The organism is Nonomuraea sp. 3N208 (genome assembly GCF_052245935.1).
Classification (GTDB): Bacteria; Actinomycetota; Actinomycetes; order Streptosporangiales; family Streptosporangiaceae; genus Nonomuraea.
Genome location: NZ_JBQQBR010000001.1, coordinates 187,015 through 201,303, shown reverse-complemented (window position 1 = coordinate 201,303; position 14,289 = coordinate 187,015). Strand labels below are relative to the sequence as shown.

The 14,289-nt window shown below is 71.4% G+C and carries 10 protein-coding genes; 5 read left to right on the top strand and 5 right to left on the bottom strand.

What is annotated here, in order from left to right; genetic code table 11:
* Positions 1–14: 14 nt before the first annotated feature.
* Positions 15–1,073 carry a threonine synthase gene (gene thrC, locus ACTWPT_RS00935; protein WP_327584946.1) on the bottom strand — a complete coding sequence of 353 codons (1,059 nt, stop codon included), beginning with the start codon at positions 1,071–1,073 and terminating at the stop codon, positions 15–17.
* Positions 1,074–1,231: 158 nt separating this feature from the next.
* Here thrC and ACTWPT_RS00930 point away from each other — a divergent pair, with 158 nt between their 5' ends.
* Entirely contained in the window at positions 1,232–2,704 is a 1,473-nt protein-coding gene (locus ACTWPT_RS00930; protein WP_443175270.1) for a glycosyltransferase family 2 protein, read from the top strand.
* 42 nt (positions 2,705–2,746) lie between these two features.
* Here ACTWPT_RS00930 and ACTWPT_RS00925 read toward each other — a convergent pair whose 3' ends face one another.
* Together ACTWPT_RS00925 and ACTWPT_RS00920 are read right to left on the bottom strand one after the other, a co-directional pair.
* A complete protein-coding gene (locus tag ACTWPT_RS00925) occupies positions 2,747–4,456 on the bottom strand; it encodes a glycosyltransferase (RefSeq protein ID WP_443175269.1) in 1,710 nt (569 codons plus the stop codon).
* A 19-nt stretch (positions 4,457–4,475) separates the two neighbouring features.
* Entirely contained in the window at positions 4,476–5,558 is a 1,083-nt protein-coding gene (locus tag ACTWPT_RS00920; RefSeq protein ID WP_443175268.1) for a glycosyltransferase family 2 protein, read from the bottom strand.
* Positions 5,559–5,813: 255 nt separating this feature from the next.
* Here ACTWPT_RS00920 and ACTWPT_RS00915 point away from each other — a divergent pair, with 255 nt between their 5' ends.
* From ACTWPT_RS00915 to ACTWPT_RS00900, 4 genes are read left to right on the top strand one after another with little or no spacing between them, the layout of a single operon-like run.
* Positions 5,814–6,254 carry a hypothetical protein gene (locus tag ACTWPT_RS00915; protein ID WP_443175267.1) on the top strand — a complete coding sequence of 147 codons (441 nt, stop codon included), beginning with the start codon at positions 5,814–5,816 and terminating at the stop codon, positions 6,252–6,254.
* The gene (locus tag ACTWPT_RS00910; RefSeq protein ID WP_443175266.1) at positions 6,251–7,762 is read left to right on the top strand and encodes a glycosyltransferase; all 1,512 of its coding nucleotides are present in this window, start codon (positions 6,251–6,253) and stop codon (positions 7,760–7,762) included. The genes ACTWPT_RS00915 and ACTWPT_RS00910 overlap by 4 nt, the downstream gene beginning before the upstream one ends.
* Entirely contained in the window at positions 7,759–9,936 is a 2,178-nt protein-coding gene (locus ACTWPT_RS00905; RefSeq protein WP_443175265.1) for a glycosyltransferase, read from the top strand. Before ACTWPT_RS00910 ends, ACTWPT_RS00905 begins: the two co-directional genes overlap by 4 nt.
* Positions 9,933–11,603, top strand: coding sequence for a glycosyltransferase (locus ACTWPT_RS00900; protein ID WP_443175264.1), 1,671 nt, complete (start codon positions 9,933–9,935; stop codon positions 11,601–11,603). Before ACTWPT_RS00905 ends, ACTWPT_RS00900 begins: the two co-directional genes overlap by 4 nt.
* A 4-nt stretch (positions 11,604–11,607) precedes the next feature.
* Here ACTWPT_RS00900 and ACTWPT_RS00895 read toward each other — a convergent pair whose 3' ends face one another.
* Together ACTWPT_RS00895 and lysA are read right to left on the bottom strand one after the other, a co-directional pair.
* Entirely contained in the window at positions 11,608–12,897 is a 1,290-nt protein-coding gene (locus ACTWPT_RS00895; protein WP_443175263.1) for a homoserine dehydrogenase, read from the bottom strand.
* Positions 12,894–14,276, bottom strand: coding sequence for a diaminopimelate decarboxylase (gene lysA, locus ACTWPT_RS00890; RefSeq protein WP_443175262.1), 1,383 nt, complete (start codon positions 14,274–14,276; stop codon positions 12,894–12,896). Before lysA ends, ACTWPT_RS00895 begins: the two co-directional genes overlap by 4 nt.
* Positions 14,277–14,289 lie beyond the last annotated feature (13 nt).

Here is a 14,289-nt window from a genome sequence, read left to right as displayed (position 1 = left end):
CCCTGTCAGTCCCGTCAGGCGAGGTTGAGCGCCGCCGCGGCGGCGTGGACGTCGATGGGGATGACCACCGGCGCCGGCGCCCCCGAGATGGCCCAGTCCGGGTCCTTGAGCCCGTTGCCCGTCACCGTGCAGACGATGCGCTGCCCCGGCTCGACCAGCCCCTGCGCGTGCGCCTGCAGGAGGCCCGCGACGCTGGCCGCCGAGGCCAGCTCCACGAACACGCCTTCCTCCTGCGCGAGCAGCTTGTACGCGGCCGCGATCTGCCGGTCGGTCACCGACTGGATGGCCCCGCCGGACTCGTCGCGGGCCGCCGTGGCCAGCCCCCAGGACGCCGGGTTGCCGATGCGGATGGCGGTGGCGATCGTGTGCGGGTGGGACACCGGCGCGCCCTCGACGATCGGCGCCGCGCCGCTGGCCTGGAATCCGAACATGCGAGGCCGCTTGGTCGCCACGCCGTCGGCGAAATATTCCTGGTAGCCCATCCAGTAGGCGGAGATGTTGCCCGCGTTGCCCACTGGGATGCAGTGGATGTCAGGGGCGTCGCCCAGCGTGTCCACGATCTCGAAAGCGGCCGTCTTCTGTCCCTGCAGCCGGAACGGGTTGACCGAGTTGACCAGCGCGATCGGATAGCTGGACGACAACTTGCGGGTCATCTCCAGGCAGTCGTCGAACGACCCCTCGACCTGCAGCAGCGTGGCACCGTGCACGAGCGCCTGGGCCAGCTTGCCCATGGCGATCTTCCCGCGGGGGACCAGAACGGCGCATGTCAGCCCTGCGCGAACGGCGTAGGCCGCAGCCGAGGCCGAGGTGTTGCCGGTCGAGGCGCAGATGACCGCCTTGGCCCCCTCCTCGACCGCTTTGCTGATGGCCATGGTCATGCCGCGGTCTTTGAAGCTGCCGGTCGGGTTGGCCCCCTCGACCTTCAGGTAGACGTCGCACCCCGTCAGCGCCGACACGCGATGCGCGGGCACCAGCGGTGTGCCGCCCTCAAGCAGCGTGATGACAGGCGTCTTCGGCGTGACGGGAAGACGCTCGCGGTATTCCTCGATGAGGCCACGCCACGACCTGCTCATTGATGACTCCCTACCTGCGGTGTTGGGCACCGAGTGTACGGGGTGCGGGCGACCGGCTCAGATTCGCGTCCACCGGTCGGACGTACCGGTTGGACAGGGCCACTATTCAGGACATTGTCGCCATCTCCCGATAAGGTCTAGCCCAGGGGGTCACCATCATGAACGCGCGTCCTGCTTTGAGGCAGAACGACTATTCACCGCTGGCAACGCCGCCGCTCGGCGCCTGGTCGCCCGCCCTTTCCGTGAGCGTGGTCATACCCGCGCACGGCGGGCAGGACAAGCTCGACCTGTCGCTGGCCGCGCTGGCGGCGCAGACGTACCCGGACCACCTGATGGAGGTCCTCGTCGTCGATGACGGCAGCCGGCCACCTATTCGGCTGCCCGAAATCCGGCCGGTCAACACTCGCGTCGTTCCCGTACGGGACGGCTGGGGCATCTCCAGCGCCGTCAACACCGGCGCCAACGCCGCCGACGGCGAGATCATCCAGCGGCTCGACTCCGACATGGTGGCCTGCCGCGAGCACATCGAGGCCCTGGCCCGCTGGCACCACATGACGGACTACCTGGTCTCGATCGGCATGAAGAAGTTCGTGGAGGTGCCGCCCGTCACGCCGGGCCAGGTCTTCCAGGCGGGACACCTGGGAGAGCTGTTCAACCTGAACGAGGCCGCGCCCAGCTCCACCGAGGCGACGATCGCCAAGACCGACGGGCTGCGCAAGAGCCGCAATCCGTACCACGTGTGCACGGGGCCCACCGTGGCCCTTCCCAGGGAGGTCTTCCACGCCGTGGGCGGGCTCGACCCGACCGTTATGCGGGGCGGGGACACCGAGTTCGCCTACCGGCTGGCCATGCACGGCGTCGTGTTCATACCCGACATGGACGCGCAGGCCGTCCATCTGGGGCTGCCCGCGCAGCACCGTGACCGGGAGCGGGCCGTGCGGGCCGTGGAGCCGTATCTGGCGCACCGGATCCCGCTGCGCAGGGACCTGCGCAAGGATCGGGGGCGGCGGTGGCTGGTGCCGTACGTGGAGATCGTGCTCGACGTCACCGACACCTCCGAGTCCGTGGTGCGGCAGGCGGTGACGGCGGCGCTGGACGGCAAGCTCCAGGACGTGGTGGTGACGCTGGTGGGGCCGTGGTCGCGGCTGGAGGCCGGGCGGCGGTCGGTGTTGTCGGATCCGTGCTTCGAGCTGCGGCTGATGCGTGACCTGTTCGCGCACGACGAACGCATCCGCCTGATCGACGAGGCCGCACCCACACCTGCGCCGACGCCGTTCCGCTATCGCGGGCCGGTGGACGTGCCCCTGCACAAGGCGACGCTGGAGCGCATGATCGAGTCGGTCCAGAAGGATCTTGCGGGCGTCCTGATCGTGGACCTGCCTGACGGGCGCACAGCGCGTCTGGAGCGCACGTCGGCGTTGGGCCGCGCCCTGTTGCTCGCCGGCCCCGGCGCCGACCTGGACGCCGTCATCGACACCACCCATGGGGTACGCCATGAGCCCCCGGACCGCTACTGGCCCGCACCCAAGCAGCCAGACCCGGTCACCATCCCGAGCCCGATGGCGGTGTCCGTGGAACCGGCGGAAAAGACCCTCCTGCGCCGCCTGAAGTCAGCCCTCCGCCCCAACTGACCCCCACACCCGCCTCGCCCGCCCGACGGGCCGGTTGGTGGGTCAGTTGCGGAGGCGTTTGCCGAAGGCGCGTTTCATCGTGGTGGAGACCAGGGCACGCAGGTTCTTCTGGCTGCGGGTGGCGGCGGAGATCCGGCGGCGCAGTGCGCCGACCTCGCGGCGGAGATCCACGGCCGTCCTGCGCCAGCGCCCCGCCTCCTCCTTCCACTTGGCCACCTGCTCGCGCAGCCGCTCGGCCTCCTTGGCCAGCCTGGCGACCTCCCTGGCCAGCCGGGCGGCGTCGGCCTGGGCCTCCACCCTGGCCCGGTACGCGCTCCGCCGCCCGAGCGGCGACGCCGCCTCGGTGGTGAACCCGTACGTCTCGGCCTCGACCCAGGACACGCCCGACACCGCGTCCACCACGTCGTCTAGCTCCTCGCCAGGCTCGGCCACGATGCGAGCCCTGGCGAAGGCGGACAGACGTTCCAGGCGGCCCGCGACGACGCCTTGGGACGACTCGTCGAGCAGCACGTTCACGAGGCCGAGGCCTTCGTCGCGGGCGAGGTCGAGCAGGCGGGCCAGGCTGTCCTCGCCGGGGATCCAGCCGGCCGGCAACCGCAGCACGAACGGCACGGCGGGGTCGACGTCCTCGACGGCGGACAGGCGTACCCGGCCCTCGTGCCGGTAGTGGCCGCGGACCAGCACCAGGTCGAGGTCGGGGTCGCGGAGCGGGGCGCGGCGCTCGTGCTGGAGGGTGTCCCAAGGGCCGAGGAGGAGTACGGAAATGTCGGGAGTGGTGCCGGCGAGCAGAGCGTCCACCGTCGCCCGTACCGAGTCATAGCCTGCCGTGCCGTCCACCACGACCATGACGTACGGGACCTTCCACTGCCGCCCGGGATGCCCCCGCAGCCAGCGGTAGGCCGGGATGCGGTCGGCCACCAACGCGTGGCTCACCCGGTCGATCGGCTGCTTGTCGCGCATCCGCATCGTCGGCCCGAGGTGGTACGCGCGGGCCGCAGGCTCCGGGACGAAGACCGCGCCCGCCTGGCTCAGCCGGTAGCCCATCTCGGTGTCCTGGCCCAGGATCAGCTCCTCGTCCATCGGCCCCGCCGCCGCGACCAGCCGGGCGTTGACCGAGGTCGCGCCGCCCACATGCAGGCTGAACGGACGCTGCGGGTTGTCGGTGAGCCCGTTCGTGCGCTCGACGAGGTCCACGATCCAGGCGTGCGGCTCGGCGGGCTCGAAGTGCTTTTCCAGATCGTCGGGCAGCCGGGCGGGCACCTCCGCGGAGGTGAACCTGATGTAGCCGGTGACGACCATGTATGGCGCCGCGTGGTGCCAGCGCATATGCGCCTCGATCGCGCCGGGCGTGAGCACCACGTCGGAGTCGAGCCAGTGGATCACGTCACCCGTCGCCTCCGCCAGGCCGGCGTTGCGGGCGGAGGCCCGGCCCGGCTCCACGCAGACGATCAGCCGGGTACGGGCGGGACGGGCGGCCGGCAGGCGCAGCGGCGGCGTGCTGCCGTTGTCGACGACGATGACCTCGGTGAGCTCGGCCGGGTAGGTCTGCCTGGCCAGCCCGGCCAGCACCAGGTCCAGCTTGTCCTGCCCGCCGTAGGCCGGGATGATCACGCTGACCATCAGCTCTGGGGTGAACCGGTCCGAGGGCTGGAGCACGCGGTAGTCGTTGCCGCGCACCCGGGCGATGCGTTCGCCCTGTGGCCCCGAGCGACTGCCTGCGGCCTGGGCCTCGAGGTTGCCGCGCGCGCTCATCGACCCTCCATGAGCGGGGTCACGCGGCTTCCATCAGCAGGCTCGGGCGGAAGCCCCGCCACTGGTTGGCGGCCACCTTGAGGAAGTGGGCCAGCGGTAACCGCCACGTGTGCTCGTCGCTGGGCCCTCGTCGCAGGACGTAACCCAGCCCGTGGGTGCGATAAATACGCATTCCCACCCGTTGAGCCGCCTTCAGGAACTCGAGATCGACAGCCCGAGAAATCCCCGGAAACCCGCCAATTTCCCGAAATTTTACCGAAGGCAGCATGATCGTGCCTCCGGCCACATGATCGGACCATACCTCGCTCGGATAGCTCGCTCCGCTGGCGAACGTCGTCCGCCTGATCGTGGCCCGCAGCGGCTCCAGGTAGAAGAACTCGGCCGTCGTGCCCACCACGTCGGCCCCCGCGTAGGTCAGGGCCATGAACAGGTCGGCGAGGTGCCGAGGGCCGTACCAGTCGTCGTCGTCCCATTTGACCAGGTGCTCGCCGCTAGCCAGGGCCGCGGCCCGGTTGAGCACCTCGCCGAACGGCACGGAGGCTTCGGCCTCGACCCATTTCACCGGCAGCGGACAACTCTCGACCGCCGCGTGTACCTGCTCGAACGCCACCCCGTGCAACCCCAGCAGCACCTCGGCCGCGACGCCGCGCTGCCGCTCCATCTGCGCCAGTGCCGCGCCGACCAGGCTCGGTCGTTTGCTCGACATGACGATGCTGATCTCGGGCACCGGAGTGGGGTGGGCTAAGCGGCGCAGGAGTACGCTGTGCTCCTCCCGCCGCAGGTCGGCCAGGCACCGCGTGCTGCCGTCGGGTGCGTGGTCGAGCCAGGCCCGGTCGGTGAGCAGGGCCGCGAGATCTGCGGGCACCCAGGGGGCGGCCCGGTCGGCCGTCAGCGGGATCCCTGCGGCGGCCAGGCGCAGCAGGCCGTCCAGCGCGACCTCCGGCACTTCGGCCTCGGGCCACTCGATCTCCAGCCCACGCAGCGCACGCAGCGCCGGCACGTCCGGCGGCCTGCCGTCGACCGCCCAGCCGCCGTCCGCCCAGTGCAGGCGGGCCAGCCCCTTCTCCGGCGTACGCGCGAAGCCGCAGGGGGTGACGGACATCGATGGGTGCTCCTCCGTGGGATCGGTCGGCGCCTACCTTACGCCGGTTTTACTGACCAGTAGACGCGGGGCACACTTTCGGCAGGACAGGTATCGCAGGTCCTGGGGCTGTGATTCTCAGTCTTCCTCCAGGAACTTATGGCACGGTAGTGGCCGATGTTTATTAAGGTGTCAATAATCCCGACATGTCCCTGACGCCTCGGTTGTTCCTGAGGTGCGCGCCGACAAGGCGTGATCAATGAAAGGTATGCGCGGATGCTTTCGCCCCGCCGATTGGCAGCGACCGGCGCACTCCTCTCGGTCCTGGTCGCCGTTGTGCTCGTTGTCCTCGTCCTCGCCGGCCTGATCACTATGGGCGCGGCGGCGGCCACGGCGGCGTTCCTAGTGGCGCTGGCGGCCCTGGCGTTCCTCGTGCTCATCGTGCGCCGTGTCGACGGCAAGGCGCACCGTATCGACCTGCGGATCAAGAAGTACGAAGCCGAGCTGGCCCGTACCACCACCGCGCTCAAGAACCTCGACACCAGGCTGGACCTGCTGGTGCGGGCCGTGGAGGAGTCGGCGGCGCGGCGTGCCGACGACCTCGGCGCGATCCTGGCCTCGCTCGGCGAGGACCGGGTCAACGCCATGGCGCGGGCGCGTGAGCTGGAAGACCTGCGCGAAGAAGTCCGTGCGCTGGCAAAGGATGTCGCGGTATGACGAGCCAGGTCAGGCACAACGACTACGGCGTGCTGCGGCCGCCCGCGATCGGGGCCTGGGAGCCCTCGCTGACCGTCTCCGTGGTCATCCCCGCCTACAACTGCGCGGACGCGCTGGGCCGCACGGTCGCGGCGCTGGCGCGGCAGACGTACCCTGCCGAGCTCATCGAGGTGGTCGTCGCGGACGATGGGAGCCGGCCGCCGCTGGAGGACGTGCCGGGCGCCCGGGTCGTACGCGTGAGCGAGGGGTGGGGGCGTGGCGCGGCCAGGCAGACCGGGCAGCTCGCGGCCTCAGGGACGGTGATCCACTGGCTGGACTCGGACATGCTGCTGGCCGAGGACCATCTCGAGGCGCACATGCGCTGGCACCACCTTGTCGACTACGCGGTGGTGATCGGCGAGACGCGGTTCGTGGAGGCTCCGGGCGAGGAGGGCGTCCAGTCCAAGTACACGAGAAAGACGCTGGAGTCGACGCGGCGGCTCAAGGACGCCGGGTCCAGCGCGTACCTGCTGCACACGGGCGCCTCCACCTCCGTACGGGCCGACCTGTTGCGCGCGGCCGGCGGCGTGGACACCGGGCTGAACATGGCCGAGGACACCGAGCTGGGCTACCGGCTGGCGCAGGCCGGGGCCGTGTTCATCCCCGATGCCGAGGCACGGGCCTGGCACGTCGGGCCGTCCACCGTGATGGTGCGGGAGAAGGAGGTGCACCGACACAACTGGTCGTACCTGGGCGATCTGATCCCCGACCTGCGCTGGCTGCGTAACCACCCGCGCCGCCACTGGCTCGTGCCGTACCTGCGGGCGGTCGTGACGGCCACGACGTACGAGCAGACACGGGCGAGCGTGGACTCGGCGCTCGCCGGGACCCTGACGGACGCCGCCGTCACGCTCGTCGGTCCTTGGGGCAAGCTGACCGGCGAACGCCGGGCCAACCTCGACGACCCCCTGCTCGACCTGCGTCTTCTGCACAATTTGTATGCGCACGAGCCGCGCGTCGTGTTCGCGGAAAGCGTACCCGCCTCCGCCGCCCCCTCCCCCTTCCTGCTGCATCTCCCGACCGGGTGGGTGCTGGGCGCCGACACGCTGGCCAAGCTGGTACGGCACGCCGACAAGGTCCTCCTCGGGCTCGTGAGCGTGGCGCTGACGGAGGGTCAGGACGGGGTCGTCGCCGCCCGCCTGGAGCGCACGGCCGCCTTCTCCCGCGCCGCCTTTTTCGACGGCCGGCCCGATGACCTGGTGGACGAGATGTACGGGTCCGAGTGGGTCAGCGGGAGCGAGTACGACTTCGCGATCGCGGAGGAGGCCGAGCCGTTGACCGGAGACGCGGCCAAGTGGCGGACGCTGGCGGGCCAGCGACAGCGCGAGATCAAGGCGCTGCGGGGCGAGGTGGAGCGGCTGAAGGCCGAGGTCGAGCGGCTGTCCGCGGCCACCACCCCCCAGCCTGCCGAAGCCGCTGGGCGAGGGCCGTTGAGCTCGCTGATCAGGCATCTGCGGAGCGCCGGATGATCCGGGAGTTGCTGGCGGAGTTGCGCGGGGCTCGTGTGTTCTTCGCCGGGATCGACGACGTCGACCCGGTCTACACCGCGGCGGACGCCTCGGCCTGCGGGTCTGGCGCGTCGGCCGGGTCCGGTGTGGGCGAGCGGGGTGCGGTCGTCGATCTCGACCGGGATCTGCTGGAGCCGGCCGCCGAGCCCGAGCCGGTGCGGGAGGTTCTCGTGCTGGCCAAGACGCCGGCCGACCTGCGGCGCATCGCCACACTGCACAAGCTGCTGCCGCAGGCGGAGCGGGTGGTGGTGGCGGTGCTGGATACGCCTGCCGCCCATCCGGCGCCCGTGCCCACGCCGACGCCCGCGCAGCGGTGGCGGTCGCTGACCGATCTGCGGGTGTACCAGCCCAAGAACCGGGTCTGGGTGGTGGACGCCCGTTTCTCCGCGCCCACGCCCTCCGGTCGTACGGTGGCGGCCACGGCGCGGGCGTTCGCCGGGCACCGGCTGGACGTGATCACCGCGCCCGCGGCCGCGATCGCCGGCGTCGGGGCGGCCGACTGGCGGCCGGGCGACCCGAACGCGACGCCTACCGAGATCACGGGGCCCGTCCCCGAGCGGGTCGGCGCGCCGGGCAGCGACATGGTCCTGCGCACGATCGGCCGCTCCGACCGCCGTTCCGCCGCCGAGGCAACGATCGCCGCCGTCCAACCCGAACGAGCGGCTACATCGGCCGAGGGCACGGTCATGGCCGGACGCGACGAGGAGGGCCGTCCGGCTGGGCGGGACGAGCAGGTGGAATCGGGTGAATCGCCTGAGGACGTTGCCTCAGCCCAGCACGGCGACCCGGCCGGAGACGCGGCCCCGGACAGGTGGGGCGAGGAGACCGGGCTGGTCGAGTGGGCCGGGGATGAGACGCCCATCGAGCGGCCGACGATTCAGGCGGCCAGCTGGGAGCGCCTCGGCCGGCCGGGGATGGCCGATTCGCCGCTGGCCGATCCCGACGTGCTCGGCGAGCCCTCGATGATCCCCCCGGTGGACGAGCGCCTGGTCAACCCCATGGGTTTCGTGACGACCCCCTCCCGGGGCATGGCGTCCCTGGCCGAGCGGGACGGCCGCTGGTCCGTGGTGCTGGACGGAAAGGTCGTGATGTCGTTCGCGGAGTCCGGCGGCGTCACCGACGCGGACGTGGCCAGGCTGCGCCAGATCCGCGGCGTCGAGGTGGACTGGCGGCACGCGCACAGCGGCCCGCTGACCGCCGTACGCGTCCTGGCCGGACTGTCCGCAGCCGGCGTGCCCCTGGTGGCGGAAGCGGCGCCGCGCTGGGCCGGCGCGCTCGGCGAGGACGTCATCGGGCTCATCGAGCACTGCCCGGACCTCACCGACGAGCTCCGGCGGGAGGAGCACAGCATTCGCCTGCGCCGCGCGGCCCTGCGTACCCACGGCGTGGCCGCCAGGTGGGAGCAGCTCGGCGCGCCCGCCCCCGCTCCCCCGCTCACGTCGGTGCTGCTGGCGACCCGCCGTACCGAAATGGTCGCCTTCGCCCTCGACCAGATCGCCCGCCAGCGTGACGTGCGGCTCGAGGTGATCCTGGCCCTGCACGGGGTGCCGAAGGGCCATCCGGACGTGGCGTCCGCGATCGCGGCATATGACGGCCCGCTCACCGTGTACGAGGCCGACCACCAGGCGGTCTTCGGAAAGGTGCTGAACGAGGCGGCCGCCAGGGCGTCGGGCTCGTTCCTGCTGAAGATGGACGACGACGACTGGTACGGCCCCGACTTCCTGTCCGATCTGCTGCTGGCGCATTCGTACTCCGGTGCTCAAGTGGTCGGCACGGTGCCGGAGTTCGTCTACCTGTCCTCCATCGACGTCACCGTGCACCGCAAGCAGATCACCGAGCAGATCACCAGCTTCATCGCCGGCGGCACGATCCTGGTGGAGCGCTCGGCGTTCCAGGCGGTGGGCGGGTTCCGGCCGTTGCGGCGCTCGGTGGACACCCAGTTCCAGGAGGCCCTGCAGGCGGCCGGCGGCCAGATCTACCGGACCCACGGTCTGGGCTACATCCTGCGCAGGGGCCCGGCGGCCAATCACACGTGGCAGGAGCCGATCGGCACGTTCCTGCAGCGCAACAGGCAGCAGTGGCGCGGCTTCCGCCCGAACGCCCTCATGGAGCTGGACGGGAGCCTGCGCCCGTGATCCCTCGGATTCCGCACAACGACTTCGGCGTGCTCACCCCGCCCGCGCTGGGCGCGTGGCAGCCCACGTTGACGGTCACGGTCGTCATCCCGGCCCACGACCGCCAGGAGACGTTGGACCTGACCCTGGCCGCCCTCTCGGCCCAGAGCTACCCGGAGCACCTCCTCGACGTGATCGTGGTGGACGACGGCAGCTCCACCCCGCTGCGCGTCCCCGCCCTCGCCCCGGCCAAGACCAAGCTGATCTCCAGCCCGCCGGGCGGCTGGGGCCGGGCGTGGGCGGTGCAGGCGGGACTGGACGCCGCCGCTGGCCAGGTCGTGTTCGTGCTGGACGCCGACATGGTGCCGCATCGGCGTCACGTGGAGGCCCAGCTGCGCTGGCACCACCTGGCGCCGTACGTGGTGGCGCTGGGCTGGATCGACTTCACCGCGTCCGACGCGCTCCCCTCGCCCGAGCAGGTGCGCGAGGCCGTGGAGTCGGGCGCGGAGCACGCTCTCTTCCCGCTCGCCCTCGAGCGGCACGACTGGGCCGAGAAGATCATCCTGGACCACGACGGCCTGCGCGGCGCCCCCAGCTCACTGGCGACCCGCATCCACGTGGGGGCCACGGTGTCGTACCCGGCCGCGCTGCTGCGGTCGATCGGCGGCATGGACACCTCGCTCGTGCTGGCGGAGGACACGGAGCTGGGCTACCGGCTGACCCAGGCCGGCGCGGTGTTCGTCCCGGATCCGGAGTCCCGCGCGTGGCACGTCGGCCTGCCGACGGCGATGCGCGACTTCGCGGCGCTGAAGCGCTACAACGACCCGTACGTCGCCGACCGCGTCCCCTACCGCCGCTACCTGCGCACCGACCCGGGCCGCCAGTGGCTGGTCCCGTACGTGGACGCGGTGGTGCCGCCGGGCTCGTACGAGGACGTCCGGGCCACCGTCGACGCCCTGCTGGCGTCCTCGATCCCCGACGCCGGCGTCACCATCACGGGCCCATGGCAGTCACTGACCGGCGACCGCCGTTCCCCGCTCCGCGACCCGGACCTCGATCTACGCCTCATCCACGCCACGTTCGAGCATGATCCTCGGGTCCGGCTGGAATCCGGCCCCGTCACCAACGGCGCCCCGTTCCGCCTCCAGGTGCCTCCGGGCTGGGTCGTGTCCACGGACACGCTGGAGCGCCTGATCGAGCACATGGAGGAGCACGACTCGGGCGCACTCCGCATCGCTCTGGAGGAGACCGGGCAGGGTGTGGCCGTGGCCCGCCTGGACCGCACGGCCGCCCTGTCAAGAGCCGCCCTGGTGGCGGCCCCGGACGATGACGAGGAAGACCTGATCGACGCCCTGTTCGGCGTGGAATGGGTGGACGGCGAGACGTGGGGATTCACACGCCGGCCGGCCGTCTACCCGCCGCGCAAGAAACGGATCTCGGAGGTGGCCAGGATCACGGCCGCGCACGAGAAGGAGATCGCCCTCTACCGCAAGCGCGTGGCCGCCCTCCGCGCCGAGCTCGGCCAGCTGAAGCGGGAAGCGGGCAAGAACAGCAGGGACGCGGCCCGCTGGCGCGAGAAGGCCGAGGCCTGGCGCCGCGAGGCGGTCCGCCTGACCCGCGAGCAGAACCGCACGGTGCTGAAACGAGCCGTCCGCCGCGTCCGCAACCTGGCCTTCCCGGACTCCTGACGCCCTAGTCGTCGCCCTCCACGCGCATCACGCTGGCCACCGCGCGGACGATGTCCAGCTCCCGCAGCCCTTCCATCGTCGCCGACAGCGCCGCGTCCGTGGCTCGGTGGGTGACGATGACCAGCTGGGCGTCGTCACCGTGCCCCTCCTGGCGCACGGTCTGGATCGACACGTCGTGCTTGGCGAACAACTCCGCCACGCGCGCCAGCACACCAGGCTTGTCGGCCACGTCCAGCGCCACGTGGCAGCGCGTGACGGTCTCGCCCATGGGGTGCACGGCCAGGTCCGCGTAGGTGGACTCCTCGGGCCCGTGCGTGCCGGCCAGGCGGTTGCGGCCGACGGCCACGATGTCGCCGAGCACGGCCGAGGCCGTGGGCGCGCCGCCGGCTCCCTTGCCGTAGAACATCAGCTGCCCCGCCGACTCCGCCTCCACGAAGACCGCGTTGTACGCCTCCCGCACCCCGGCCAGCGGATGCGTCCGCGGGATCATGGCCGGGTGCACCCGCACCCCGAAGGAGCGGCCGTCGTCGGAGCGGGCGCAGATGGCCAGCAGCTTGATCACGTAGCCCATGGCCTTGGCCGAGGCCACGTCGGTGGCGGTGATCTCGGTGATGCCCTCCCGGTGCACGGCGGCGGCGGGCACGCGGCTGTGGAAGGCGAGGCTCGCGAGGATGGCGGCCTTGGCCGCGGCGTCGAAGCCCTCGACGTCGGCCGTCGGGTCGGCCTCGGCGTAGCCGAGGGTCTGCGCCTCCTCCAGGGCGTCGGTGAACGAGGCGCCCGTGGAGTCCATCTTGTCGAGGATGTAGTTGGTGGTGCCGTTGACGATGCCCAGCACCCGCTTGACGTGGTCGCCGGCGAGCGACTCGCGCAGCGGCCGCAGCAGCGGGATGGCCCCGGCGACGCTGGCCTCGAAGTAGAGGTCGCCGTTGCCGTTCCTGGCGGCCTCGTGCAGGGTGGCGCCGTCCTCGGCCAGCAGCGCCTTGTTGGCGGTGACCACCGACTTGCCCTTGGACAGGGCGGAGACGATCAGCGTGCGGGCGGGCTCGATGCCGCCGATGACCTCGACCACGATGTCGACGTCGCCTCGCATGACCAGCGCCTCGGCGTCGGTGGTGAACAGCGCCGGGTCCACGTCCACGTCGCGTTTGCGACCGAGGCGGCGTACGGCGACCCCGGCAAGCTCCAGCGGGGCCCCGACGCGCGCCGCCAGGTCGTCGGCCTGCTCGTGCATGAGCCTGATCACCTGCGAGCCGACGACGCCGCAGCCCAGCAGAGCCACTTTCAGCGGTTTCACAGCTGCCCCCTCAGAAGGTCGTCCTCGGTCTCACCCTGCACGATCACCCGTGCGGCTCCGCCGGAGACGGCCACCACGGCGGGCTTGAGCAGGTAGTTGTAGTTGCTGGCCAGCGATCGGCAGTAGGCGCCGGTCGCGGCCACGGCGATCAGGTCGCCCGGCGCGAGGTCGGCGGGGAAGTGGCAGTCGCGCACGATGATGTCGCCGCTCTCGCAGTGCTTGCCGACGAGGCGGCTGAGCATGGGCTCGGCGGTGCTCTCACGGCTGGCCAGCATGGCGGTGTATTCGGCGCCGTAGAGCGCGGTGCGGATGTTGTCGCTCATGCCGCCGTCAACGCTGACGTAGGTGCGCAGCCCTTCGACGTCCTTGACCGTGCCGACCTCGTAGAGCGTGATGCCGCCTGGGCCGACGATGCCGCGGCCTGGCTCGACCGTCAGCCGGGGCACGGGCAGACCGGCGTCCACGCACACCTTGGTGACGATCTCGCGCAGCCCGTCGGCGAGCTCCTTGATGTTGGGAGCCTCGTCGCCGTCGACGTACGCGATGCCGTAGCCGCCGCCGAGGTCCAGCTCGGGCAGGACCACGCCGTGCTCGTCCTTGATCTGCACGAGCAGCGCGGCCAGCCGCCGCGCGGCCACCTCGAACCCGCCCGTGTCGACGATCTGGGACCCGATGTGCGAGTGCAGGCCGACGAGCTCGAGCTGCGGCAGGGCGAGGACGCGGTGCACGGCCTCCGCCGCGGTCCCGGCGTTGAGCGACAGGCCGAACTTCTGGTCGTCGTGCGCCGTGGCGATGAACTCGTGCGTGTGTGCCTCGACTCCGGTGGTCACCCGGATCATCACCTTGGGCCGCTTGCCCTGCTGCTCGGCGAGGTAGCCGAGCCTGGCGATCTCGTCGAAGGAGTCGACCACGATGTGCCCGACCCCGGCCTCCAGCGCCCTGGCCAGCTCGGCGACGGACTTGTTGTTGCCGTGCATGGTGATCCGCTCGGGCGGGAAGCCGACGCTGAGGGCCACCGCCAGCTCGCCACCGCTGGCCACGTCGAGCCCGAGGCCCTCGTCATCCAGCCAGCGCACGAGCTCCTTGCACAGGAACGCCTTGCCGGCGTAATGCACGTCCGAGCCGGCGAACGCCGTGGCGTAGTCGCGCATGCGCGAGCGCACGTCGTCCTCGTCGAGGACGTAGAGCGGCGTGCCGTAGTCGCGGGCCAGATCGCGGACGTCCACACCGCCGACCGTGAGCGTGCCATCGGTCCGGGTCGACGTTCGCGGCCAGATCGCGGGATCGATCCGGTTGAGGTCGGCGGGCGCCTGCGGCGGGCGCTCGTGGGGCAGCATCTCGGCATGCCGGTCCCCGGCGGGATGGACGAATCGGCTCACCCGATCGAGGCTA